Raw genomic sequence first — 25,014 nt, 5'->3', positions numbered from 1 at the left:
ATCCTTCTCACGAGATCATGTCGCGCATCCGATGCGGATGCCCGTCCCCCAAGGATGGCGCGCCGGGCGCCGGCTGGAAAGGGGGTGCTTGAAACGGCTCGGCTTCGGAGAAGCCTCCGGCGGGGGCGCATCTGGAGAAGGCGGTGGTTGCAAGACCGCCGGAGGGCATGGCCTCGGGTGCGGTTTTCTGAACGAAGCAAGGAAACATCAGGGATACGCGAAGGGTGGAATATTTCCTCATGGTGTAAGGGAATTTGGCAAAATACCGGCATGTGCTGATCTTTTTCGGAGCACTTGAACGGTTCGTCCGATATTTCGGAGCTTCTGCCATTCCGTCATCACCCTGTTCAACGATGGCCATGTTCACGCTATAACGTCTTGGTCCGTTCAACCGGCGTTGCATTCCATGATTGTGCTCGACATCGCCACCGTGCTGTTCCTGTACCAGTCTTCACTTCTGGTGGGGGCGGCCGTGTTCCTGCTCGCGCGGCATCGCCGTTCCGCATCCTCGGGGTTCGGCACGCTGGCGGCGGCATTTTCCCTGGTGGGAGCCGGCAGTGTCCTGGCCAGCTTCGGCGAGCAGGCCATGCTGCCGAAGACGGTTTGGACCTTGGCCAGCCTTTCACTCGGTGTGGCCGGGCATGGCCTGCTGGCGGTGGGGATCGAGCGTCTCAGGTCCGGGCGCCTGCCCCGCGCGTGGCGCCTGCTGGCGGTCTGTTCCATTCCATTGTGGATCGCTGCCTGTCTCACCGGCTTCCATTTGGACAACCAGCTTCGCGCCACCGTCTTCCATCTGAATGCGGCGCTCTGCCTGATGCTGGCGGCGCGGACCGTGACCCGGCTCCGGCGGGTGGAGCAGCTGCCGTCCTGTCGGCCGCTGGAAGCGGTCCTGGCGCTCAGCGGAGCGTCGTTCCTGATGGGGGCCGGGGTCATCCTCTTCGTCGCGGACTTCGTGCCCTGGCTGGCATTGGAGTTCTTCGTTCAGATCCTGGGCAATTTCGCCATCGCGATCCTGATCTACAGCGTCGCGACCGACCGGGCGGAGCGCAAGCTGAGCCTGATGGCGGAGCTGGACAGCTTGACCGGCATCGGCAACCGCCGCTGGCTGGAGCGGATGGTGCCCGGCCATTTGCGTCCCGGCGACACCGTCTTCTGCATCGACCTCGACCATTTCAAGCGGATCAACGACAGGTTCGGCCATGCCGCCGGCGATACCGTCCTGGTCGCCGTAGCGGCGACGCTGAGGAACCTGAAGCGCTCCGACGACGTGCTGGCGCGGATGGGCGGGGAGGAGTTCCTGCTGTTCCTGCCGGAACTGCGGACAGCCGATGCGCTGCCGGTCGCGGAGCGGATCCGCGAAGCCATCCAGGCGATCCCGTTCCAGCATCAGGGAACCGTCCTGGGGGTGACGGCCAGCATCGGCGTCGCCCAGGTCTTCCGGCTGGGAGAGACCTGGCCCGACCTCGTCCATGCCGCCGACATGGCGCTCTACGACGCCAAGCGCGGCGGACGCAACTGCGTCGCGCAGGCGCCGAGGGTTCCGCACGGCCTCGTGCCGGCGTAAGAAGGGGAGGGTCGGTCGCGTGGATGCGCGATCCGCCGCTTCCATTTTCCGCTCCCGTGCGAGAGGTGCAGCCCGATGTCCGATTTGACCCTGGTGATGGGGAACAAGACCTATTCGTCCTGGTCGCTGCGCCCGTGGCTGGCTCTCAGGCAGGCCGGGCTTTCCTTTGCCGAAACCGTCGTCCCCCTGCGCCAGCCGGACACCGCCGCCCGCATCGCCGCCCATTCGCCGTCGGGTCGCGTGCCCACCCTGCTCCATGGTGGGCTGACCGTCTGGGATTCGCTGGCGATCTGCGAATATGTGGCGGAACTGGCGCCCGAGGCCACCCTGTGGCCGGCGGACCGCACGGCGCGGGCGGTGGCGCGGTCGGTGTCGGCGGAGATGCATTCCGGTTTCGCCTCGTTGCGCACCACCATGTCGATGGACCTCAAGAGCGACCGCAAGGGCCAGGGCATGACCGAGGCGACCGCCGCCGACATCGCCCGGATCGAAGCGCTGTGGGCCGATGCCCGCAGCCGTTTCGGCAGCCCGGCGGGCGGCCCCTTCCTGTTCGGCGCCTTCACCATCGCCGACGCGATGTTCGCTCCGGTGGTGACGCGGCTGGAGACCTATGGCGTCGCGGTGTCGCCCGGGTCGCGCGCCTATATGGACGCCGTGATGGCCCTGCCGGCGATGCGGGACTGGATCGCCGCCGCCAAGGCCGAACCGTGGGAATTCGAGCCGTGAACGGTCCCGCCTTCACGGTGCGGGCGGCCCGGCCGCAGGATGCCGGAGCGGTGGATTCGGTGCTCGCCGCCTCCTACCCGGTCCTGATGGCGGCGGGCTATCCGCCGGCGGTGATGGAGCGGGTTCTGCCCGTCATCACCCGGTCCAATCCGGCGTTGCTGGGGGCCGGCACCTATTATCTGGCGGAGACCGGCGACGGCATGCCGGTCGGCTGCGGCGGCTGGAGCATCGACTGGCCGGGCGAGCCGATGCGGCCGCCGCAGCCGGGATTGGCCCATGTCCGGCATTTCGCCACCCATCCCGGCTGGCTGCGCCGCGGTGTCGGGCGGGCGCTGCTCGACCGCTGCTTTGCCGATGCCGCGGCGGCGGGAGCGCGGCGGATGCTGTGCTACGCCAGTCTGGTGGCGGAGGAGTTCTATGCCTCGGCCGGCTTCGTGGCGACCGGGCGGCGGCTGACGGTGGAGGTGACGCCCGGCAACACCTTCGACAGCATCGTGATGGCGCGGAACCTGTAGCGTGCGATCTGCGGCAGAACCGACCAGGAATGCCTGAATCCGGCAAGAGCGCTCAGCGGGGCCGCCCCTAAACTCCGCAGCATGGACTTCACGAAGGAGCCTGTGCATGAGCAATCCGCCGACCCCGATGCCCACGATCGTCCTCGTTCACGGCGCTTGGGCCGATGGCTCAAGCTGGCAGCGGGTCATCCCGCTCCTGCTTGAGAAGAACCTTCCCGTCGTCGCGGTGCAGAACCCGACGAGTTCGCTCATCGACGACGTGAAGGCCACGAGGCAGGCGCTCGACGCCGTCGAGGGACCCGTCGTGCTGGTGGGGCACAGCTGGGGCGGGGCGGTGATCACCGAAGCCGGCAACGATCCCAAGGTCAAGGCGCTGGTCTATGTGGCGGCCTTCGCGCCCAAGGCCGGCGAGACGCTCGGCGAACTGGTGGGCGCCTATCCGCCGCCTCCGGGATTGGGAAAGATTCAGGATGACGGCGCCGGCAACCTCAAGCTCAGCGTCGAGGGCTGGATCGAGGATGTCGCTTCGGACCTTCCCGAAGCCGAGGCCCGCGTGCTCGCGGTGCTCCAGCCGCCGCTGCCCGCCGGCACCTTCGGCGAGAAGGTCACCCAGGCCGCCTGGGAGAGCCGCCCCAGCTGGTACATCGTCTCGGCCGACGACCGGGTCGTCAGCGTCGAGCTCGAACGGGAGTTCGCCCGGCGGATGAACGCCAGGACCACCGAGCTGAAGGCGAGCCACCTCTCCCTGCTGTCGCAGCCCGACGCGGTGGCGGCCGTCATCCTGGAGGCGGTCCAAAGCACCATGGCCGGCTGAGCCGGCCGCGATCCATCGTTTCGGCCCGTCGAAACGGGAAACGGCGCGCCGTCCTGCCGGATGGCGCGCCGTTTTCATATCCGCTCTTCACCTCCCTCTCCCGGGGCGGGAGAGGGCATTATCACTCCGCCGGGATGGCGCGCGGCAGGGTCACCGGCACGGCCAGACGGTGCAGCATCTCCTTCGGCACCACCTGCCAGAAGTTGCCGAGCTCGCGCTCCCAGTCGTTGAGGATCTCGGCGGCGAAACGGCTCTGCGTCTCGGCGACATGCTCCTCGATCAGGGCGCGGAGCTGGGCCTCGTAGTGGACCACCTCGACCCGCTGGAAGATGACGTTCTCCTCGTTGATGAAGAGCGGCAGCGAGTCCTCCGGGTCGTAGAGGTAGGCCATGCCCCCGGTCATGCCGGCGCCGAAATTGTCGCCGACCTTGCCCAGGATCACCGCGGTGCCGCCGGTCATGTACTCGCAGCCGTTGGAGCCGCAGCCCTCGACCACCACGGTGGCGCCGGAGTTGCGCACCGCGAACCGCTCGCCGGCCTGGCCGGCGGCGAACAGCTTGCCGGCGGTGGCGCCGTACAGCACCGTGTTGCCGATGATGGTGTTCTTGTTCGACTCCAGCGGGCTGCTGGTCGCCGGACGGACGACGATGGTGCCGCCCGACAGGCCCTTGCCGACATAGTCGTTGGCGTCGCCCATCACCTCCAGCTTGATGCCCTGGACGGCGAAGGCGCCCAGCGACTGGCCGGCGGTGCCGCGCAGGCGCACCGTGATGTGGCCGGGCTGCAGCCCGAACATCCCGAACTTCCGCGTCACCATCGACGACAGCCGCGTGCCGATGGCGCGCTGCGTGTTGCGGGCATTGTAGGCGAGCTGCATCTTCTCGCCTTCCTCGAACAGCGGGCGGGCATCGGCGACGATGCGGGCGTCCAGCGTGTCCGGCACCTCGTTGCGGCCCTGCAGCGTGCAGTAGCGCGCGTTCTCGCCGGGATCGACCTGGGCCAGCAGCGGGTTGAGGTCGAGGTCGTCGAGATGGGCGCCGCCGCGGCTGACCTGGTGCAGCAGGTCGGTGCGGCCGATCACCTCGGTCAGCGAGCGGACGCCCAGGCGGGCCAGGATCTCGCGGACCTCCTCCGCCAGGAAGGTGAAGAGGTTGACCACCTTCTCCGGCGTGCCGACGAACTTCTCGCGCAAGGTCTCGTCCTGGACGCAGACGCCGACCGGGCAGGTGTTGGAATGGCACTGCCGAACCATGATGCAGCCCATGGCGATCAGGCTGGCGGTGCCGATGCCGTACTCTTCCGCGCCCAGCATGGCGGCGATGACGATGTCGCGGCCGGTCTTCAGGCCGCCGTCGGTGCGCAGCCGCACGCGGTGGCGCAGCTTGTTCAGCGTCAGGACCTGATGCACCTCCGACAGGCCCATCTCCCAGGGCAGGCCGGCGAACTTGATCGAGGTCTGCGGCGAGGCGCCGGTGCCGCCGGAGTTGCCGGAGATCAGGATGATGTCGGCGTTGGCCTTCGCCACGCCGGCGGCGATGGTGCCGATGCCCGACCGGCTGACCAGCTTCACCGTGACCTTGGCGTCCGGGTTGATCTGCTTCAGGTCATAGATGAGCTGGGCCAGATCCTCGATCGAGTAGATGTCGTGGTGCGGCGGCGGGCTGATCAGGGTCACGCCCGGCGTGGCGTGGCGCAGCCGCGCGATCATCTCCGTCACCTTGAAGCCGGGCAGCTGGCCGCCTTCGCCGGGCTTGGCGCCCTGGGCGACCTTGATCTCCAGCTCGCGGCACTGGTTCAGGTACTCGGCGGTGACGCCGAAGCGGCCCGACGCCACCTGCTTGATGGCGGAGTTCCAGTTGTCGCCGTTCTTGTCGGGACGGAAGCGCGCCGGATCCTCGCCGCCCTCGCCCGAGTCGGACTTGGCGCCGATGCGGTTCATCGCGACGTTCAGCGTGCCGTGCGCCTCGGGCGACAATGCCCCCATCGACATGCCCGGCGTGATGAAGCGCTTGCGGATCGAGGTGATGCTCTCGACCTCGTCGACCGGAACGGCGGCCTTGGTGGTGCGGAACTCCAGCAGGTCGCGCAGCTGCATCGGCGGCCGCTTGTTCACCTGCTCGGAATACTTCTTGAAGGTGGTGTAGCTGTCGTTGGTGACGGCCTGCTGCAGGGTGTGGATGATCCCACCCTCCCAGCCATGGCGGTCGCCCGACTTGCGGAAGCGGTAGAAGCCGCCGACCGGCAGCGGCAGCGCCTCGCCGGCATAGGCGAGCGCATGCTGCTCCAGGACCTTCTTCTGGATGCCGTTCAGGCCGATGCCGGAGATGCGGCTGACCATCGCCGGGAAATGCTCGGCGACCAGGGCGCGGCTGAGGCCGATGGCCTCGAAGTTGCCGCCGCCGCGGTAGCTGCTGATGACCGAGATGCCCATCTTGGACATGATCTTCAGCAGGCCGTCGTCGATGGCCTTCTTGTAGTTCGTCATCGCCTTTTCCAGCGACAGCGAGCCGAGCAGTCCGCGGCGCTGGCGCTCGGCCACCGCCTCCTGCGCCAGATAGGCGTTGACGGTGGTGGCGCCGACGCCGATCAGCACCGCGAAGTAATGGGTGTCCAGGCATTCCGCCGTGCGCAGGTTCAGCGAGGTGAAGGTGCGCAGGTTGGAGCGGATCAGGTGGGTGTGGACCGCGCCGGTCGCCAGGATGGCCGGGATGGCGGCGCGGGCCGGGCCCATCGCCTCGTCGGTCAGGGTGACGTGGTTGGCGCCGCCGCGCACGGCGTCCTCCGCCTCCTGGCGGATGCGGCGCAGCGCGTCGCGCAGCGCGTCGGGGCCGCCGTCGACCGGGAAGGTGGCGTCGATCACCGCCGCGGTGTCGGCCATGTAGTCCCGCATGGCGTGGAATTCGGCGGTGGTCAGCACCGGGCTGTCGAGTTGCAGCAACCGGGTCTGGCTCTCATCCTCGTCGAGGATGTTGCCGAGGTTGCCCAGCCGCGTCTTCAGGCTCATCACCCGGCGCTCGCGAAGCGAGTCGATGGGCGGATTGGTGACCTGGGAGAAGTTCTGGCGGAAGAAGTGGTGCAGGCCGCGGTACTTGTCCGACAGCACGGCGATCGGGCTGTCGTCGCCCATCGAGCCGACGGCTTCCTTGCCGTCCTCCGCCATCGGGTGGAGGATCAGCTCCATGTCTTCCATGGCGAGGCCGAAGGCCATCTGGCGACGGCGCAGCTCCTCCTTCTCCATCTCCGACGGCTCGCCCTTCAGCGCGGCGGTCTTCACCAGCTCGTCCAGATGCGTGGTGTTCTTGACCCACTGGCCCCAGGGCTTCTGGGCGGCCAGATGGTCCTTCAGCTCACGGTCGTTGAACAGCTTGCCGGCCTGGAGATCGACGGCGATCATCTCGCCCGGGCCGAGGCGGCCCTTCTCGACCACCTGGTTCTCCTCGATCTTGACCATGCCGGTCTCGGACCCGCCGATGATCAGACCGTCGGTGGTGATGGTGTAGCGCATCGGGCGCAGGCCGTTGCGGTCCATGCCGCCGACGACCCAGCGGCCGTCGGTCATGGCCAGCGCGGCCGGGCCGTCCCACGGCTCCATGACGGAGTTGCAGTAGGCGATCAGCGCCTTGTGGTTGTCCGGCGTGGTCTGCGAGCTGGTCAGCGCCTGCGGCACCAGCATCATCTTGACCATCGGGGCGGTGCGGCCGGCGCGGACCATCACCTCGAACACGCTGTCGAGCGCGCCCGAGTCGGACAGGCCGACGCCGATCACCGGCTTGAGGTCGCCCATGTTGGCGCCGAACACCGGATGCTCCATCCGGGTCTCATGCGCCTTCATCCAGTTGACGTTGCCCTTCAGCGTGTTGATCTCGCCGTTGTGGGCGAGCATGCGGAAGGGCTGGGCCAGCGGCCAGGTCGGGAAGGTGTTGGTCGAATAGCGCTGGTGGTAGATGGCGAAGGACGACTCGAAACGGTCGTCGGTCAGGTCCGGGTAGAAGGTCGAGAGCTGTTCGGCCAGGAACATGCCCTTGTAGATGATCGAGCGCGCCGACAGCGAGCAGATGTAGAAGTCGTTGATCTGCTCGCCATGCACCGCCTTCTCGATCCGGCGGCGGATGATGTAGAGGTCGAGCTCGAACTGCTCGTCCGACACGCCCTTGCTGTTGCCGATGATGATCTGCTCGATCTCGGGCCGGGTCGCGTTGGCCTTCTCGCCGATGATGTCGACGTTGATCGGCACTTGGCGCCAGCCGTAGATGTAGTAGCCGAAGGCCAGGATCTCGGTCTCGACGATGCAGCGGCAGGCTTCCTGGGCGTCCAGGCTGATGCGCGGCAGGAAGACTTGGCCGACCGCCAGATTGTTCTCCGGCGGCAGGTGGCCGATGATCTTGACGTGGTCCTTGAAGAACTTCTGCGGCACCTGGACATGGATGCCGGCGCCGTCGCCGGTCTTGCCGTCGGCGTCCACCGCACCGCGGTGCCAGACCGCCTTCAGGGCTTCGATGCCTTTTTCGACCACCGAACGGCGGGGCTTGCCGTCGATCGCGGCGATGAAGCCGACGCCGCAGGCGTCGTGCTCGTCGGCCGGATTGTAGGCGTGGGCAGTGGTCAGCGCCGCGGCGTTGGCGCGGAAATCGGCGACGAACTGCTCACCCTGGTTCAACTCGCCCTGGTTAAACTCGGCGGTCATGGAACGACCCTTTCACAGTCTGGACGTTGACCTGGAGGGCCGAAGGGAAGGCCCCCTGGGGTAGACAAGGTCGTGGAGGCGGTGCCCCCACCCTAACCCTCCCCCGCACTCGGCCGGCCGAAGGCCGGTCCGATCGCGGGGGAGGGGACTCCGCCGCCCTTGCACTTGCTCCCTCCCCCGCCCAGCGGGGGAGGGTCGGGGTGGGGGCACGGGTAAAGCGGTCTTACTCGGCCGCGACCGCCAGCTTGGGCGCGCCGACGGTCTGGGCGTAGGCGTCCATCGCCTCGGCGGCGTCGCGGCCGTCGCGGATGGCCCACACCACCAGCGAGGCGCCGCGGACGATGTCGCCGGCGGCGAAGACGCCGTCCAGGCTGGTCATCTTGGTGCGGTGGTCGACCAGCAGCGTGCCCCAGCGGGTGACGGTGAGGTCGGGCGAGCCGAACATGCCCGGCAGATCCTCCGGCTCGAAGCCCAGCGCCTTGATGACGAGATCGGCCGGCTCGGTGAAGTCGGAGCCCTCGATCACCTGCGGGGTCTGGCGGCCGGTGGCGTCGGCCACACCCAGATGGATGCGGACGGCACGGACGCCGGTGACGACGTCGGTGCCGGTGAAGGCCTCAGGCGCCGCCTGCCAGACGAACTCGACGCCCTCCTCCTCGGCATGCGCCACTTCGCGCTGCGAGCCCGGCATGTTCTTGCGGTCGCGGCGGTACAGGCACTTGACCGAGGTGGCGCCCTGGCGGATCGCCGTGCGGACGCAGTCCATCGCGGTGTCGCCGCCGCCGAGCACCACCACCTTCTTGCCGGCGGCGTTCAGCGAGCCGTCCTCATAGGCCTCCATCGAGTCGCCGAGCCCGACCTTGTTGGAGGTGGTCAGGTATTCCAGCGCCGGGACGATGTTCTTCAGCCCCGAACCGGGAGCCTCGATGTCGCGGGCCTTGTAGACGCCGGTGGCGATCAGGATGGTGACGTGGCGCTCGCGCAGCTCGGCCAGGGTGGCGTCGCGGCCGATCTCGAAATTCGCATGGAAGATGACGCCGGCATCGGCCAGACGCTGGACCCGGCGGGCGACGACGTCCTTCTCCAGCTTGAAGCCGGGGATGCCGTAGACCAGCAGGCCGCCCATGCGGTCGTGACGGTCGTAGACATGGACCTCGTAGCCCTTGGCGCGCAGCTCCTCGGCGGCGGCCAGCCCGGCCGGGCCGGCGCCGATCACGCCGGCCGACAGGCCCAGCTCGCGGACCGGCTTGCGCGGCTTGACCCAGCCCTGCTCCCAGGCGGTGTCGTTGATGTACTTCTCGACCGAGCCGATGGTGACGGCGCCGTGGGTCGACTGCTCGATGACGCAGTTGCCCTCGCACAGCCGGTCCTGCGGGCAGATGCGGCCGCAGATTTCCGGGAAGTTGTTGGTGGCCTGGGAGACCTCGTAGGCCTCCTCCAGCCGCCCCTCGGCGGTCAGCTTCAGCCAGTCCGGGATGTTGTTGGAGACCGGGCAATGCACCTGGCAGAAGGGAACGCCGCACTGCGAGCAGCGGTTGGCCTGCTCGCCGGCGCGCTCGTCGCTGAAGCGGGCGTAGATCTCGGCGAAGTCCTGGCGGCGGTCGGCGGCAGACCGCTTGTCGGGCATCGTCTGCGCGGTGTGCACGAAGCCCAACATTTTCTGGTTCGCCATGACGTCTGCTCCTTGCTTCGCGGCCCCGCCCGCTGTCGCGGGGGCATCGCCTTGCTGGGCCTGACCGGGGGCTGCGGCTGTGGCCTACACCGACCGGCTGGGTTGAAATCGAAAATCCGCGAAGTGGCGGACGCTCGTCATATAACGCATGCGCCCACCCCGCGGAAGCACAAAAACACCGATAGGTCCGGTTTGTTGACCTTTTCTTCCGCAAGGCTGAAATGCGTGGGCATGACCATAGGGTGTCACAAAAGCGCGACAGAAAATTAGTCCCGAAATGTGACTATCGCCCGAATAGGGGTACCGACCCCTCGCCATCGCCAGTCCGATCCCCGGCTGCTATAAGCGCTGCAACATCCAACCGTGCCGAAGGCTGTGTGCCGCGATGATGATCGATCAATATCTGGATGCCACACTGATGGGGCTGGTGGAGGGGCTGACCGAGTTCCTGCCCGTCTCCTCGACCGGCCATCTCATCATGCTGGACGAACTGCTGGGTTTCCAGGGACCGCCCGGCAAGGTGTTCGAAGTGGTGATCCAGCTCGGCGCCATTCTGGCGATCTGCGTGGTCTATTTCCAGCGGCTGTGGCGCGTTGCCACAGGGCTGAAGGACGATCCCGGCGCGCGCCGTTTCGTGCGGGCGGTGCTGATCGCCTTCCTGCCGGCGATGGTGCTGGGCGCCGGCCTGCACGGCATCATCAAGACGCTGCTGTTCAACCCCACCGTGGTCAGCATCGCGCTGATCGTCGGCGGCATCGCCATCCTGCTGGTGGAGCGCCTGATCCCGGTCGCCCGCTATCACCAGATCGAGAACTTCTCCGCCCCGCTGGCGCTGAAGATCGGCTTCTGCCAGTGCCTGGCCCTGGTGCCGGGCGTGTCGCGCTCCGGCGCCAGCATCCTGGGCGCCCTGCTGATGGGCGTCGACCGCAAGGCGGCGGCCGAGTTCTCCTTCTTCCTGGCGGTGCCGACCATGGCCGGCGCCACCGTCTACGACCTCTACAAGAACTGGTCGCTGATGAGCCTGGACAGCGGCCTGCTGATCCTGGTCGGCTTCGTCACCGCCTTCATCGCCGCCGCCCTGGTGGTGAAGACGCTGGTCGATTTCGTCGGCCGCTACGGCTTCGCCCCCTTCGGCTGGTACCGCATCGCCATCGGCACCGGCATGCTGGCCTTCCTCTATCTGTAATGGCCGCAGGCCTAGGGCCGCGACTGCGGCCCCGCAGGCCCATGCCTGCGGAGGCAAGCGGCCGGATGGCCGCGCCCGCCGATTGAGGGAAAAAAAGTCAAACCGCCTGCCGCGGCACCGCACGGGTCGCGGCGGCGGCCGTTCCCAGCGCCAGCAGCGCGATCAGCGCGAAGGCGGTGGCGAGGCTGGTGGCCTCGGCGATGAAGCCGACCAGCGGCGGGCCGGCCAGCACGCCGGCATAGCCCATGGTCGACACCGCGGCGACCGCATGGTCGGCATGGCCGCTGTCCACCGCCCCCGCCGTGCTGAACAGCACCGGGACGATGTTCGACAGGCCGATCCCGGTCAGCCCGAAGCCGGCCATTGCCAACAGCGGCGATCCCCCCGCGACGAGGCCGCCCGCCAGCACGAGTCCCAGCCCGGCCGCGGCCAGCAGCCCGCCGCAGCGCATCAGCGTCGCCCCGCCGAAGCGGTGGCGCAGACGGTCGCCGCTGAACCGCCCGGCCGCCATGGCGGCGCAGAACACGCCGAACCCCATGCCGGCGGTCGAGGCCGGCGCCCCCAGGTCGTCGCGCAGGTGGATGGCGCTCCAGTCCAGGATGGCGCCCTCGCCCATGAAGGACAGGGCGGCCAGCAGGCCGAGCAGCAGGGTCTTGCGGTCGGGCAGCACCAGCCCGCCGCCGCCGCCATTGCGGTCGGGCAGGAAGCGGCCCTGCAAGGCCAGGAACAGCACGAGCAGCCCGGCCGACACCAGCCCGGCCTGGGCCGCCGCCGGCATCAGCGGCAGCATCAGCCCGCCCAGCCCCGCCCCGGTCAGTCCGCCGAGGCTCCACATCCCGTGCAGCGACGACATGACCGGCCGGCCCAGCCGCCGCTCCACCAGGGCGGCCTGCGCGTTCATGGCGACGTCCATGGTGCCGCCCGACGCGCCGAACAGCGCCAGCACGATGCACAGCGTCGCCACGTCCGGCACCAGCGCCGGCAGCGGCAGCAGCCCGGCGAACAGCAGGGCGGTCACCCTGGTCACCGGCGCGCTGCCCAGCCGCCCAAGCAGCGGGCCGCTGGCGATCATCGCCGTCAGGGCGCCGGCGGCAAGGCACAGCAGCGCCGCCCCCAATATGGCGGGGCTGAGGTCCAGCCGGTTCTTCAGCAGCGGGATCTGGGTCGCCCACACGCCGAAGACGGTGCCGTTCAGCAAGAAGGCGACGACGGTCGCCCAGCGCGCGGCCGATGCCTGCTCCGCCAGCCGCCCCGACGCTCCCCGGATATCCTCTGCCCCCGTCATCACCGCTCCCGCCATGGTTGAACCGCCCACATGACGGTGGGGGCATGAGAATTCAAGCGCCGATGGGGCAGGCGTGCCATGCCGGGCCAAGCGGGAATTTCGGGCGGGAATTTCGCCGCGGGCCCGGTAAAACGAAAGCCCCGGCGCTCGGGCCGGGGCTTTCGGGTGTCGCGGACCGGAACTGCCCGCCGGGGGCGTCAGCCGATCAGTGGGCGTTGTTGGTCTGGCCGCCGTACTTGCCGCCGACGATGAAGCGCGACAGGTAGGTCGGCAGGATGACCTCGCAGGTCGCCAGCTCGGTGATGCCCAGATCCGTGAAGCCCAGCGCTTTCGGGGAGGCGACGTTGTCCTGCTTCAGCAAGGCCACATGATCGCGGGTCAGCGCCGGGGCCAGCACCGGGACCTTTTCCAGGATGCCGCCCAGCGACTCGGCGAAATTCCAGGGGATGGTCACCAGCGGGCGGTGGCGCTGGATGTCCTTCTGGGTCAGGTCCAGCAATTCCCGGAAGGTGTAGACGCGCGGGCCGCCCAGCTCATAGGTCTTGCCGCGGCTGGAGTCGGTCTCCAGCGCTGCGACGACGGCGGCCGCCAGATCGCCGACATAGACCGGCTGGAAGAGGGTCTTGCCGCCGCCGATCAGCGGCAGGGCCGGGGCTTTCTGCGCCATCGCGGCGAATTTGTTGAAGAAATTGTCCTCCGGCCCGAAGACGATGCTGGGGCGCAGGATCGTCGCCGCCGGGAAGGCGGACAGCACCGCCTGCTCGCCGGCCGCCTTGGAGCGGGCGTAGGCGGATTGCGAGGCGGCGTCGGCGCCGATGGCGGAGACGTGGATCAGCCGGTTGACGCCGTTGGCCGCCGCCAGGCGGGCGATGCGGGCGGCGGCGTCGACATGCACGCCCTGGAAGCTCTGGCTGCCGCGCTCGTACAGCACGCCCAGCAGGTTGATGGCGACGTCGGCCCCCCGCAGCGCGCGGCCGACCGACACGTCGTCGGTGCAGTCGGTGGCGAAGGGGACGATCTGGCCGACGGCGCCGGCGGTCTTCAGGAAGCCGGCCTTGCCCGGGTTGCGGGTGGCGATGCGGATGAGGGCGCCCGACTTGGCGAGGCGCCGGATCAGGTGGCGGCCGATGAAGCCCGAACCGCCGAACACCGTGATAATCTGAGTGCGATAGGACATCGACCGTCTCCCGTGTCGTTGCGCGCCGGAACCGGGGTCTTCGCGCGGCGGGTTTCCCGTTGCCGCGCGCGCCCCCGCGCGTCGTCCGACTGTGTGTCGCCATAGAGGACTGCTGGAACTGCGGGCATGCTTATAGCGAATGGTCCGCCGCCAAGCTAGGGACTGCATCGCCGCGCCCGCCGGCCGCAGGAGAAAACCCGCGATGCGGCAAAAAAATGAAGGGGCCGGAAAAAAGCTGTTGACGCCTCCCGGCCGGATCATTAAACAACCGCCCACACACCGAGCACCGAGCCCAGGTGGCGGAATTGGTAGACGCGCAGGTTTCAGGTACCTGTGGCAGAAATGTCGTGGAAGTTCGAGTCTTCTCCTGGGCACCATTTCTTTCTACCCGGCTGCGCCGCATGCACAGCTCCTTCGATCATGAGGGAGGACGTGCAGAGCGGCGTTCGTCGTTTTTAGGGTCCATGGCCGGGGGCCTGACCACCCCGGGACGCGACCATGCCCATCGACCTTCATGACGGCGACCTCCCCGACGGCCTCGACCTCGCCGCCGGCGCCCGCGACAACTGCGTCGCCATCGACACCGAGACCATGGGGCTGAACCCCCACCGCGACCGCCTCTGCCTGGTGCAGCTGTCGGCCGGCGACGGTGCCGTGCATCTGGTGCAGTTCCGCCCCGGCCGCTACGAGGCGCCGAACCTGAAGCGTCTGCTGGCCGATCCCGGCGTCACCAAGCTGTTCCATTTCGCCCGCTTCGACGTGGCGGTGATGAAGGCCTATCTGGGCGTCGACTGCCGGCCGGTCTATTGCACCAAGGTGGCCTCCAAGCTGGTCCGCACCTTCACCGACCGCCATGGCCTGAAGGATCTGTGCAAGGACCTGCTGGGGGTGGAGATCTCCAAGCAGCAGCAATCCTCCGACTGGGGCGCGCCGGAGCTGACCACCGACCAGATGAAATACGCCGCGTCGGACGTGCTGCATCTCCACGACCTGAAGGCGAAGCTGGACGTCATGCTGGCCCGCGAGGGCCGCATCCATCTGGCCCAGGCCTGCTTCGACTTCCTGCCCGCCCGCGGCGAGCTGGATCTCGGCGGCTGGGAAACCCCGGACATTCTGGCGCACTGACACTGCGCCAATTGACGCGGATAATCCCCTCTCCCCAGGGGAAAGGGAGGCGGTCGGGCGTGGATTTGACCCGGCCCCCGCCGGTGGGCATACTGCACGACGCGCCTGTCGGGAGACATCCCGGCAGGCGCGTGTTTGTGAACGGCCCGTCCCGGGCCATGCGAATGGAAGGCATGACAGCCTTGACCAGTGTTATCAGGTCCAGCCTGACCGACAGCTCCACCGTCGCGAGCGAATCCAGCATGGCTGGGGCGAGCGAGGTGGAGAACCGCGATCTCGCCTGCGCCGCCCGCGTGCTGCGGACCGAGGCCGATGCGCTGGTCGCGCTGGCCGGCAGCCTCGACGGGGCCTTCCTGCGGGCGCTCGACATCCTCCAGGGCATCGAGGGCCGCGTCGTCGTCACCGGCATGGGCAAGTCGGGCCATGTCGCCCGCAAGATCGCCGCGACCATGGCCTCCACCGGCACGCCGGCCCTGTTCGTCCATCCGGGCGAGGCGAGCCACGGCGATCTCGGCATGATCGCCAGGATCGACGCGGTGGTGGCGCTGTCCAATTCCGGCGAGACGCACGAGCTGGCCGACATCGTCGCCTATACCCGCCGCTTCGGCATCCCGCTGATCGGCATGACCCGGCGCGCCGCTTCCTCGCTGGCCGAACAGTCGGACGTGGCGCTGGTCATCCCGCCGGAGCCGGAGGCCTGCCCGCTGGGTCTGGCACCCACCACCTCGACCACCATGATGCTGGCGCTGGGCGACGCGCTGGCGGTGGCGCTGCTGGAGCGGCGCGGCTTCTCCGCCGCCGATTTCCGCGAGTTCCACCCCGGCGGCCAGCTCGGCCGCGCCTTGCTGAAGGTCACCGACATCATGCATGAGGGCGACGATTTGCCCCTGTGCCGTCTTGACTCGCCGCTGTCCGACGTCATCTTCGAGATGACGGCCAAGCGGCTCGGCTGCGTCGGGGTGACCGACGATGCCGGGGCGCTGGTCGGGATCATCACCGACGGCGACCTGCGCCGTCATCTGACGCCGGAGCTTCTGGCGGAACGCGCGGACAGCATCATGTCGCCGCGGCCCAAGACCATCCGCCCCAAGGCGTTGATCGTCGAGGCGCTGCGCGAGATGAACGACAAGAAGATCACCACCCTGTTCGTGATCGAGGCCGACCGGCCGCTGGGCATCGTGCACATCCACGATGTCCTGCGCGCCGGCGCCGCCTGACGCCGTTCCTGTCCATCATGAAAGCCGAGCGCCGAGACGGAGGGACGAAGAGTTGAGCCTGGACGACCTGCGCAGCCCCGATCGCACCGCAGCGGACCGCCCCGCCCCCGCCCCGACTTCCGGAAGGCAGTCGGCCGGCGGTCCATCCGCCCCGGCGGCCGGCGACCTGCTGGCAGGCGATCGTCTCGCATCCGCTCCGCCGGAGCCGCCGGCGGCGCTGCGGGCGCACCGGCGGCGCGACACCCGTCCGGTCAGCCGTGGCTACAGCCGCTTCGTCTCGGCCTTGAAGTTCGTGCTGCCGGCGGCGGCGCTGGCGATCATGGCGCTGCTGGCCGCCTGGCCGTCGCTGAACGGCCCGCCGACCCCGCGCGTCTCCGCCGACGCCGGGCAGAGCGAGATGCTGAAGCCGCGCTATTTCAGCCTGGACGAACACAACCAGCCCTTCTCGCTGGTGGCGTCCAAGGCCGACAAGTCGGCCGACCAGCCCGACATCGTCCTGCTCGACGATCCGCAGGCGGAGATGACCGAGACCACCGGCACCTGGGTGACCATGCGGTCCGACAAGGGCTGGTACAACCAGAACACCGGCATCCTGCTGATGCGCGGAAACGTCCATGTCCTGCGCGACGACGGCAACGAGTTCACCACCAGCGAGGCCGAGGCCGACATCCGCAAGGGCAACGCCTGGGGCGAGAAGGCGGTGACCGGCCAGGGTCCGCAGGGCGAGATCAACGCCATCGGCTTCCGCATGACGGACCGCGGCAAGAACGTCGTCTTCCTCAACCAGTCGAAGGCCGAGGTCCAGGCCGCCGAGCGCCCCGGGAGCAAGAAGCCGTGACGTCCAAACGGTCGCCAGTCCGTACCGTCCTGACCCTGTCGGCCGTCCTGGCCGGCGGGTTTTTCTTTTTCTCCCCGCCGGTTTCCGCTCCGGCCTTCGCCCAAGGGCTGCCGGGCATGGGCGGCAAGCAGCCGGTGGAGATCAACGCCGACCAGGCGATCGAATGGCACCAGGACGTCCGCGCCTATGTCGCGCGCGGCAACGCGTCGGCCAAGCGCAACGACTCCACCGTCTTCGCCGACGTGCTGACCGCCTATTACCGCGAGGTGCCCGGCAAGGGGAACGAGGTGTTCCAGCTGGTGGCCGACGGCAACGTCCGCATCGTCAGCCCGAACCAGCAGGTGTTCGGCGACCACGGCGTCTATGACGTCGACAAGCAGGTCGCCGTCGTCACCGGCAAGGACCTGAAGCTGATCACCACCAAGGACGTGGTCACCGCCCGCGACAGCCTGGAATATTACGAGGCCCAGGACCTGACCGTGGCGCGCGGCGACGCGGTGGCGGTGCGCGGCAAAGACCGGCTGCGCGCCGACGTGCTGATCGGCCGGCTGAAGAAGATGCCGGACGGCACCACCCAGATGGAGCGGATCGACGGGTCCGGCAACATCATCGTCACCACGCCGACCGACGTGGCGCTGTCCGACAAGCTGGTCTATTCGGTGGCCGACAACGTCGCGGTGCTGATCGGCAACGTGAAGATCACCCGCGGCGACAACCAGCTGAACGGCGAAGCCGCCGAGATGAACATGAACACCAAGATCAACCGCGTCATCGCCGGCCGCGACGCCGGCGGCCGGGTCAGCGGCCTGCTGATCCCCGGCGAAAAGACCGATGCCGGCAAGACCGGCGCCAAGGCCGACGCCCCCGCGGGCAAGAAGCCGTGACCGTGCTGACCGCCAACGGGCCCGGCGCCGCCCCTGCCGGCACCCTCTCCGCCGCCGCCGTCCCGACCGAAGGGCTGGTGGCGCAGCATCTCGGCAAGTCGTTCAAGAAGCGGCCGGTGGTGCGCGACGTCTCGATCAGCGTCCAGCGCGGCGAGGCGGTCGGGCTGCTCGGCCCCAACGGCGCCGGCAAGACCACCTGCTTCTACATGATCACCGGCCTGATCGCCGCCGATTCCGGCACGATCACCCTGGACGGCCAGGACATCACCGCGCTGCCGATGTACCGCCGCGCCCGGCTCGGCATCGGCTACCTGCCGCAGGAGGCCTCGATCTTCCGCGGCATGACGGTGGAGAACAACATCCGCTCGGTGCTGGAGGTGGTCGAGAGCGACCGCGACGCGCGCGAGGCGATGCTGGACGAGCTGCTGGCCGAATTTTCGGTCACCCATCTCCGCCGCTCGCCCGCGCTGGCGCTGTCGGGCGGCGAGCGGCGGCGCGTGGAGATCGCCCGCGCGCTGGCCGGCCAGCCGCACTTCATCCTGCTGGACGAGCCGCTGGCCGGCATCGACCCCATCGCGGTGAACGACATCCGCGAACTGGTCGGCCACCTGCGCGACCGCGGCATCGGCGTGCTGATCACCGACCACAACGTGCGTGAAACATTGGACCTCGTCGATCGGGCATACATTTTGCACGATGGTGTGGTACTAATGGAGGGACGGCCGGACGAGATCGTGGCGCACGAGGGCGTGCGCCGGGTCTATCTCGGCGACCGGTTCAGTCTGTAGCCCTCCGTTCCCACTGGTCCCGGTTCCACAGCCATGGCGCTTGCTCAACGTCTCGACCTTCGACAAGCCCAGACCCTGGTGATGACGCCGCAGCTGCAGCAGGCGATCAAGCTGCTGCAGCTGTCGAACATCGAACTGTCGGACTTCGTCGACCGCGAGATCGAGCAGAACCCGCTGCTGGAGCGCGACGGCGGCCCGGCCGACGGCGGCAGCGATCCGGCGGGACCGGCGGACGGCGGCGATGCGCCGGGCGGGCTGGACGGCCCCGGCGGCATGGAGGCCAACGGCCTCAGCGCCGACGGGCTGAACGGCCGCGACGACGGTCCGGCCCTGGGCCCGAGCGACGGGCGCACCCGCGACACGGTGGAGATGACCTCGTCGGACACGATGACGTCCTCGTCGGAGTCGCCGCTCGACACCGATTTCGAGAATGTCTACGGCGACGACCGCTTTTCCGACGGCTCGGACGGCGGCAGCGAGGTCTACGGCTCCTACGGCGAGCGCGGCGGCCGCAGCGGCTTCGAGGACGACGACAGCAACCTCGAAGCGACGCTGACCAGTGAAAAGAACCTGCGCGACCATCTGACCGAACAGCTGAAGATCGACCTGCCCGACCTCGGCGACCAGCTGATCGGGCTGGCGCTGATCGACATGCTGGACGAGGCCGGCTGGCTGGTCGGCTTCGACGCCCAGGCGCTGGCCGAACAGCTCGGCTGCGGCGCGGAGCGGGTGGAGCGGGTGCTGGCCGCCTGCCAGCGTTTCGACCCGCCCGGCATCTTCGCCCGCTCGCTGAAGGAATGCCTCGCCATCCAGCTGCGCGAGAAGAACCGGCTGGATCCGGCGATGGCGGCGCTGCTCGACAATCTGGAGCTTCTGGCCGCGCGCAACCTGCCGGCCATCATGAAGGTCTGCGGCGTCGACGCCGAGGACGTCGCCGACATGGTGGTCGACATCCGCAAGCTGAACCCCAAGCCGGCGCTGGCCTTCGACCACACGCCGGCCCAGCTGGTCACCCCCGATATCCTGATGCGCGCCAATCCCGGCGGCGGCTGGCTGATCGACCTGAACCCGGACACCTTGCCGCGGGTGCTGGTCAACCACCGCTATTTCGCCCGCATCTCCGACAGCGCCCGCAACAAGGCCGACAAGGAATACATCTCCGAACGGTTCCAGTCGGCGAACTGGCTGGTCAAGTCGCTGCACCAGCGCGCCACCACCATCCTGAAGGTGGCGAGCGAGATCATCCGCCAGCAGGACGCCTTCTTCATCCACGGCGTCTCGCACCTGCGGCCGCTGATCCTGCGCGACATCGCCGAGGCCATCGGCATGCACGAGAGTACCGTCAGCCGCGTCACCACCAATAAGTTCATGGCGACGCAGCGCGGCGTCTTCGAGTTGAAGTATTTCTTCACCTCCGCCATCCAGGGGGCCGACGGCCAGGCGTCCCATTCCGCGGAAGCGGTGCGGCACCGCATCAAGACGATGATCGATGCCGAAAAGCCGGAGGATGTCCTGTCGGACGACAAACTGGTGGAGATTCTCCGTGCGGAAGGGATCGACATTGCGCGAAGGACGGTCGCGAAGTATCGTGAAGCGATGAAAATACCGTCATCGGTGCAGCGGCGCCGTGCCAAGATGTCACGCATGTAGGCAGGTCGGGCAGGGGAGGCTCGATTGACAGTCCAGTGACCCTTGCCTATCGTCCCGGCCCGCAAGCGGCGGACCAGCATCTTCGAACCCGGCATCCTAGAACGTCGTCTCTACACCGTCCCCAGCGGACCAATTTTTGGAAACGTTCCACCATGCAACTCACTGTCAAAGGCAAGCAGCTCGATGTGGGCGACGCTCTGCGCACCCATGTGGCCGATAGCCTGAACGCCGTGGTCGGCAAGTACTTCGACAAGCCGATCGAAGCGAACGTGATCCTGACCAAGGACGCGCATCTCTACAAGGCCGACATCCAGGCCCATGTGGGCCGCGGCATCGTCCTGCAGAGTGCCGGCGACGCCACCGAACCCTACCCGGCCTTCGACATCGCCTGCGAAAAGTTGGCCAAGCGCCTGCGCCGCTACAAGCGCCGCCTGCGCGACCATCATGCGGCCGAGAACGGCGCCGCGATGCCGGCCCGCTACCAGATCCTGGAAGCCGAGGCCGAGGAGCAGCATGACGAGGTCGAGACGGCCGCCGACGGCGCCCATCAGCCGATGGTCGTCGCCGAGATGGAGACGAGCATCGCGACCCTGTCGGTCAGCGAGGCGGTGATGCGCCTGGAGCTGGCGCAGGCCCCCGCCCTGATGTTCCACAACGGTGCGCATGGCCGCCTGAACATGGTCTACCGCCGCGCCGATGGGAACATCGGCTGGGTCGACCCGGCGGAGAAGGCCGGCGCCTGACGGCGCCGACCCCGCTTCCCTGGTCAAGACGCGTCATGCTCGACCTCATTTCTCCGCACGCCATCCTCCCGAACCTGAAGGCCGGCAACAAGAAGCAGGCCCTGCAGGAGATGGCGCGCAAAGCGTCCGAGCTGACCGGTCAGCACGAGCGGGCGATCTTCGACGTGCTTCTGGAGCGCGAAAGGCTGGGCACGACCGGCGTGGGCCATGGCATCGCCATCCCGCACGGCAAGCTGTCCAGCCTGGACCGCGTCCACGGCGTCTTCGCCCGCCTGGAGCGGCCCATCGATTTCGACGCCATCGATGAGCAGCCGGTCGATCTGATCTTCCTCCTCCTCGCCCCGGAACAGGCGGGAGCCGACCACCTGAAGGCGCTCGCCCGCGTGTCGCGCCTGCTGCGCGACCAGTCCATGTGCGAAAAGCTGCGCGGAGCCCAGTCCGGCGACGCGATGTACGCGCTTCTGACCCAGCACGAGCCGACCCCGTCCAACTGACGGGCCGCCAGTGTAGCGATCGGTAGGCAGAAGGGGCCGTTGCACGGGCTGTGCGCGGCCCTTTTTCTTTGGCGGGGAACGATGGTTGTGGCGTGGCAACTGCGCTACAATCCATGTATGAATCGCCCGGCCCGCATGCCGAGGATGAGCCTCGAAGATTATCTTGCCCGACGGCCTGCGGACGGGCTGCGCCGCGAGTATGTCGATGGCGAGGTCTTCATCCTGGAAGCTGCCAGCCGTCGCCATGCCACCATTGCCGGAAATCTGTTTGTGGCATTGCAGGACCATGTTCGTGCTCGTGGCGGGCGCCTTCACGCCGGCACCGTGCCCTTGCGGCTGGACATCGCCAATATCTGTTATCTGCCGGACCTGCTGGTCACTTTGGCGCCGGATGACACGGATCCGACCTTTGTCAGGAAGCCTTGCCTCGTCGTGGAGGTGATGTCCGACGCAAGCGAAGCCACCGACCGGCGTGAAAAGCGTCCCAACTGTCTCAGGGCTCCGTCCATATGTGAGTTTGTCCTGGTGAGCGAGAACGAGCGCCATGTGGAAGTTTACCGGCGGGACGGTGTCTGCTGGAGTGCAGACATCGTTCTGGACGGTTCCGTGACGTTCGACGGACTTGGTTTTGAGATCGCGTTGGACGCTCTTTATGAGAGCTGATGGAGAATCGTCATGGGCAAGCAGATCGTGGATATCCTGATTCCAGTCAGTGCGGAGGCGGCGTCCTGGCTACGCGACGATGTGGCACGTCGAAAAGCCGGGGCCATCCTGAGTGCGCTGGTTGGGCAAGGGCGCTTCCGAGGTGGCGGCGGCGACCCGCTTTCAGCCTTGCTTGACGAGATCGGGCGCAAGGCGATGGAGGAGGGGCTGACCGATCAGGACATCGATGCGGAACTGGCTGCCTACAATGCCGAACGTCGTGTTTGATGCCAGTGTGCTGGTCAGCGCTGCACTGAAACCTCTTTCGATACCTGCCGAAGCGCTTCGCGCCGCCCGGATCGCCGATCGCATCGTTCTGTCGGAAGAAACCTTGCAGGAGATTACGGCGGTACTGGCCCGCCCAAAGTTCGAGCGGGTGTTTACGCCGGCCGTACGTGCGGCCTTCATCGCCTTGTTGTGCGATGCGGCTGATTTCCACACTCCGCTTCTATCGGTCAACGATTGCCGGGATGCCAAGGACAACAAGTATCTTGAACTGGCCTTGGCATCGTCGGCTTGGGCGATCGTGTCGAGCGATGATGACCTGCTGACCTTGCATCCTTATCATGATGTCGTAATTCTGACGCCCGCCGCCTATCTGGCGGCACTTGGATCGGATCGCGTAAAATCGGAATCGATTTGAAGCGTGGATCCGATCGTCGATCAAAGGTTACGGCGGGGGTGACGCTCAACCCCGCTCGGCCCAGCCCATGTAGTTCACGTCGAGGTCCCGCGGGTTCAGCCGGAACTCGTCGCTCAGCGGGTTGTACGTGATGCCGGTCAGGTCGCGTACGCCCAGCCCGTACGGGCGTATGGCGGCGTTCAGTTCGGACGGGCGCAGGAACTGGCGCCAGTTGTGGGTGCCGCGCGGCAGCCAGCGCAGGATGTATTCCGCCCCGACGATGGCGAGCGCGAAGGATTTCGGCGTGCGGTTCAGCGTCGCCAGGAACAGCACGCCGCCGGGCGCCAGCAGCTCGGACAGCGACTTCACGAACAGGTCGACGTCGGCGACATGCTCGATCACCTCCATCGCCAGCACCACGTCGAATTTCTCGCCGCTGGCCGCCAGGGCCTCGGCGGTGGTGGCGTGGTAGTCGACGGCCGTGCCGGTCTCGGCGGCATGGACGGCGGCGGTGTGTACGTTCTTCTCCGACGCGTCGACGCCGACCACCGTGGCCCCCATCCGCGCCATCGGTTCGGCCAGCAGCCCGCCGCCGCAGCCGATGTCGACGACGCGCAGCCCCGCCAGCGGGTTCGGTGCCAGCGGGTCGCGGCCCAGCCGCTTGCAGACGCCGTCGCGGATGTAGGCCAGGCGCAGCGGGTTCAGCCGGTGCAGCGGCTTGAACTTGCCGGTCGGGTCCCACCATTCGGCGGCGATGGCGGAGAAGCGGGCGACATCCTCCGGGTCCACCGTTCCGCCGGCCCTGCCGCCGATGGCGGCACCGGCCCTGCCGCCATCGGCGGCGGTTGCGGACGCGTGCGGGAAGGCGGAGAAGGACGCGGTCATGGTGAAAATCCGTAAACTGTGAGGCGGGACGGGTGCGGGCAACTTGCCTCGCTTCCACCGACGGAGTATGGATACGCCGCCCCGCGCCGGCAACGGTGGAGCGGGGGTGCGCTCAGCCGACCCGCATGACTGGAGACATCATGACCGGGCGGCCAGACATGGTGTGGGGTATGGCGCGGATCGTCCTGAAGTTCGGAGGCACGTCGGTCGGCGACATCGACCGGATCAAGAACGTGGCCCGGAAGGTCGAGCAAGAGGTGAAGGCGGGGCATCAGGTCGCCGTCGTCGTGTCGGCGATGTCCGGCGTGACCAACCAGCTCGTCAAATACTGCAACGAGATCGACAAGCTGCACGACGCGCGCGAATACGACGCCGTCGTCGCCAGCGGCGAACAGGTGACCTCCGGCCTCCTGGCCGTCGCCCTGCAGTCGCTCGGCATTCCCGCCCGCTCCTGGGCCGGCTGGCAGATTCCGATCCGCACCGACGACACCCACGGCAAGGCGCGCATCGTCTCGATCGACACCACCGAGATGGAAAAATCCCTGCAGACCGGCGAAGTCGCCGTGGTCGCGGGCTTCCAGGGCGTGTCGGAGCAGGGCCGCATCACCACGCTGGGCCGCGGCGGCTCCGACACCTCGGCGGTGGCGCTGGCGGCGGCGGTGAAGGCCGACCGTTGCGACATCTACACCGACGTCGACGGCGTCTACACCACCGACCCGCGCATCGTCACCAAGGCGCGCAAGCTCGACAAGATCACCTACGAGGAGATGCTGGAGATGGCCTCGCAAGGGGCCAAGGTGCTTCAGACCCGCTCGGTCGAGATGGCGATGAACCACCGCGTGCGCGTGCAGGTGCTGTCGAGCTTCGAAGCCGCTGCGGGCAGTTCGCTTCCCGGAACCCTGGTTGTTGACGAGGACGAGATCGTGGAAAAGGAAGTTGTGAGCGGCATCGCCTATAGCCGCGACGAGGCGAAGATCACCCTGGTCGGCGTCGCCGACCGGCCGGGCGTCGCCGCCGCCATCTTCGGTCCGCTGACCGACAACGCCGTCAACGTCGACATGATCGTCCAGAACGTGTCGGAAGACGGCAAGTCGACCGACATGACCTTCACCGTCGGCAAGGCCGATCTGGCCCGCGCCGTGAAGGTGCTGGAGGACGCGCAGTCCACCCTGAACTACAAGCGCATCGTGTCGGACGCCAACGTGGTCAAGGTGTCGGTCATCGGCGTCGGCATGCGCAGCCATGCCGGCGTCGCCCAGCGCATGTTCAAGGCGCTGGCCGACAAGGGCATCAACATCCAGGTCATCTCGACCTCCGAGATCAAGATTTCGGTCCTGATCGCCGAGGAGTATGCGGAGCTGGCGCTGCGCGCCCTGCACACCGCCTACGGCCTGGACGCCGCCTGAGCGCAGGTGGGTCCCGGATGCCGGGGACCGCAACAGC

The 25,014-nt window shown here is 67.9% G+C and carries 23 protein-coding genes and 1 tRNA gene; 18 read left to right on the top strand and 6 right to left on the bottom strand.

Features of this window, described 5'->3' with window-relative positions; all coding sequences use genetic code 11:
* Positions 1–7 precede the first annotated feature (7 nt).
* Positions 8–367, bottom strand: a complete 360-nt coding sequence (locus JHL17_RS18450; RefSeq protein WP_200195236.1) for a hypothetical protein — start codon at positions 365–367, stop codon at positions 8–10.
* A 39-nt stretch (positions 368–406) separates the two neighbouring features.
* Here JHL17_RS18450 and JHL17_RS18445 point away from each other — a divergent pair, with 39 nt between their 5' ends.
* The 4 genes from JHL17_RS18445 (at position 407) to JHL17_RS18430 (ending at position 3,619) form a co-directional block, all read left to right on the top strand.
* The gene (locus tag JHL17_RS18445; protein WP_200195235.1) at positions 407–1,564 is read left to right on the top strand and encodes a GGDEF domain-containing protein; all 1,158 of its coding nucleotides are present in this window, start codon (positions 407–409) and stop codon (positions 1,562–1,564) included.
* A gap of 75 nt (positions 1,565–1,639) precedes the next feature.
* Entirely contained in the window at positions 1,640–2,290 is a 651-nt protein-coding gene (locus JHL17_RS18440; protein ID WP_200195232.1) for a glutathione S-transferase family protein, read from the top strand.
* Positions 2,287–2,805: a GNAT family N-acetyltransferase gene (locus JHL17_RS37130; protein WP_200195230.1), complete on the top strand. Its 519-nt coding sequence runs from the start codon at positions 2,287–2,289 to the stop codon at positions 2,803–2,805. Before JHL17_RS18440 ends, JHL17_RS37130 begins: the two co-directional genes overlap by 4 nt.
* Positions 2,806–2,911: 106 nt before the next feature.
* Entirely contained in the window at positions 2,912–3,619 is a 708-nt protein-coding gene (locus tag JHL17_RS18430) for an alpha/beta fold hydrolase (RefSeq protein ID WP_200195228.1), read from the top strand.
* A gap of 121 nt (positions 3,620–3,740) precedes the next feature.
* Here JHL17_RS18430 and gltB read toward each other — a convergent pair whose 3' ends face one another.
* Together gltB and JHL17_RS18420 are read right to left on the bottom strand one after the other, a co-directional pair.
* Positions 3,741–8,303: a glutamate synthase large subunit gene (gene gltB / locus JHL17_RS18425; protein WP_200195227.1), complete on the bottom strand. Its 4,563-nt coding sequence runs from the start codon at positions 8,301–8,303 to the stop codon at positions 3,741–3,743.
* Between the two features lie 223 nt (positions 8,304–8,526).
* The gene (locus JHL17_RS18420) at positions 8,527–9,975 is read right to left on the bottom strand and encodes an NAD(P)-dependent oxidoreductase (protein ID WP_200195225.1); all 1,449 of its coding nucleotides are present in this window, start codon (positions 9,973–9,975) and stop codon (positions 8,527–8,529) included.
* A gap of 385 nt (positions 9,976–10,360) precedes the next feature.
* Between JHL17_RS18420 and JHL17_RS18415 the strand changes: the two genes are divergently transcribed.
* Positions 10,361–11,161, top strand: a complete 801-nt coding sequence (locus JHL17_RS18415) for an undecaprenyl-diphosphate phosphatase (protein WP_200195223.1) — start codon at positions 10,361–10,363, stop codon at positions 11,159–11,161.
* A gap of 97 nt (positions 11,162–11,258) precedes the next feature.
* On the opposite strand, the gene JHL17_RS18410 is transcribed toward JHL17_RS18415, so the two are convergent.
* Together JHL17_RS18410 and JHL17_RS18405 are read right to left on the bottom strand one after the other, a co-directional pair.
* On the bottom strand, positions 11,259–12,446 hold the full coding sequence (locus tag JHL17_RS18410) for an MFS transporter (protein WP_200195221.1): 1,188 nt from the start codon (positions 12,444–12,446) through the stop codon (positions 11,259–11,261).
* A 205-nt stretch (positions 12,447–12,651) separates the two neighbouring features.
* Positions 12,652–13,623, bottom strand: a complete 972-nt coding sequence (locus tag JHL17_RS18405) for a complex I NDUFA9 subunit family protein (protein ID WP_200195219.1) — start codon at positions 13,621–13,623, stop codon at positions 12,652–12,654.
* Between the two features lie 290 nt (positions 13,624–13,913).
* Between JHL17_RS18405 and JHL17_RS18400 the strand changes: the two genes are divergently transcribed.
* The 12 genes from JHL17_RS18400 (at position 13,914) to JHL17_RS18345 (ending at position 22,707) form a co-directional block, all read left to right on the top strand.
* Positions 13,914–14,000 (top strand) — tRNA-Leu (locus JHL17_RS18400).
* A 121-nt stretch (positions 14,001–14,121) separates the two neighbouring features.
* On the top strand, positions 14,122–14,748 hold the full coding sequence (locus JHL17_RS18395; RefSeq protein ID WP_200195217.1) for a ribonuclease D: 627 nt from the start codon (positions 14,122–14,124) through the stop codon (positions 14,746–14,748).
* 164 nt (positions 14,749–14,912) lie between these two features.
* The gene (locus JHL17_RS18390; protein ID WP_211113463.1) at positions 14,913–15,965 is read left to right on the top strand and encodes a KpsF/GutQ family sugar-phosphate isomerase; all 1,053 of its coding nucleotides are present in this window, start codon (positions 14,913–14,915) and stop codon (positions 15,963–15,965) included.
* A 52-nt stretch (positions 15,966–16,017) separates the two neighbouring features.
* Positions 16,018–16,803 carry an LPS export ABC transporter periplasmic protein LptC gene (lptC, locus tag JHL17_RS18385; protein WP_247893641.1) on the top strand — a complete coding sequence of 262 codons (786 nt, stop codon included), beginning with the start codon at positions 16,018–16,020 and terminating at the stop codon, positions 16,801–16,803.
* Positions 16,800–17,687 (top strand): LptA/OstA family protein, encoded by an 888-nt coding sequence (locus JHL17_RS18380; protein WP_200195215.1) that lies wholly within the window; start codon positions 16,800–16,802, stop codon positions 17,685–17,687. The genes lptC and JHL17_RS18380 overlap by 4 nt, the downstream gene beginning before the upstream one ends.
* Positions 17,684–18,475 (top strand): LPS export ABC transporter ATP-binding protein, encoded by a 792-nt coding sequence (gene lptB, locus JHL17_RS18375; RefSeq protein ID WP_200195213.1) that lies wholly within the window; start codon positions 17,684–17,686, stop codon positions 18,473–18,475. The genes JHL17_RS18380 and lptB overlap by 4 nt, the downstream gene beginning before the upstream one ends.
* A 33-nt stretch (positions 18,476–18,508) precedes the next feature.
* Positions 18,509–20,125 (top strand): RNA polymerase factor sigma-54, encoded by a 1,617-nt coding sequence (gene rpoN, locus JHL17_RS18370; RefSeq protein ID WP_200195211.1) that lies wholly within the window; start codon positions 18,509–18,511, stop codon positions 20,123–20,125.
* A gap of 152 nt (positions 20,126–20,277) precedes the next feature.
* A complete protein-coding gene (gene hpf, locus JHL17_RS18365) occupies positions 20,278–20,868 on the top strand; it encodes a ribosome hibernation-promoting factor, HPF/YfiA family (protein WP_200195209.1) in 591 nt (196 codons plus the stop codon).
* A 35-nt stretch (positions 20,869–20,903) separates the two neighbouring features.
* Positions 20,904–21,362, top strand: a complete 459-nt coding sequence (ptsN, locus tag JHL17_RS18360; RefSeq protein WP_200195207.1) for a PTS IIA-like nitrogen regulatory protein PtsN — start codon at positions 20,904–20,906, stop codon at positions 21,360–21,362.
* A 144-nt stretch (positions 21,363–21,506) separates the two neighbouring features.
* Entirely contained in the window at positions 21,507–22,025 is a 519-nt protein-coding gene (locus JHL17_RS18355; RefSeq protein ID WP_247893640.1) for a Uma2 family endonuclease, read from the top strand.
* A gap of 12 nt (positions 22,026–22,037) precedes the next feature.
* Positions 22,038–22,292 carry a hypothetical protein gene (locus JHL17_RS18350; protein ID WP_200195205.1) on the top strand — a complete coding sequence of 85 codons (255 nt, stop codon included), beginning with the start codon at positions 22,038–22,040 and terminating at the stop codon, positions 22,290–22,292.
* A complete protein-coding gene (locus JHL17_RS18345) occupies positions 22,273–22,707 on the top strand; it encodes a putative toxin-antitoxin system toxin component, PIN family (RefSeq protein WP_200195203.1) in 435 nt (144 codons plus the stop codon). Before JHL17_RS18350 ends, JHL17_RS18345 begins: the two co-directional genes overlap by 20 nt.
* 45 nt (positions 22,708–22,752) lie before the next feature.
* On the opposite strand, the gene ubiG is transcribed toward JHL17_RS18345, so the two are convergent.
* Complete coding sequence (gene ubiG, locus JHL17_RS18340; protein WP_211113462.1) at positions 22,753–23,571, bottom strand: bifunctional 2-polyprenyl-6-hydroxyphenol methylase/3-demethylubiquinol 3-O-methyltransferase UbiG; 819 nt, start codon at positions 23,569–23,571, stop codon at positions 22,753–22,755.
* A 170-nt stretch (positions 23,572–23,741) separates the two neighbouring features.
* Between ubiG and JHL17_RS18335 the strand changes: the two genes are divergently transcribed.
* Positions 23,742–24,977, top strand: a complete 1,236-nt coding sequence (locus JHL17_RS18335; protein WP_200195268.1) for an aspartate kinase — start codon at positions 23,742–23,744, stop codon at positions 24,975–24,977.
* Positions 24,978–25,014 lie beyond the last annotated feature (37 nt).

It is taken from the genome of Azospirillum endophyticum, from assembly GCF_016595245.1.
GTDB classification, from domain to species: Bacteria; Pseudomonadota; Alphaproteobacteria; order Azospirillales; family Azospirillaceae; genus Azospirillum; species Azospirillum endophyticum.
Note: the sequence above shows the minus strand (reverse complement) of the source record. Positions and strands in the feature narration are given on the sequence as shown.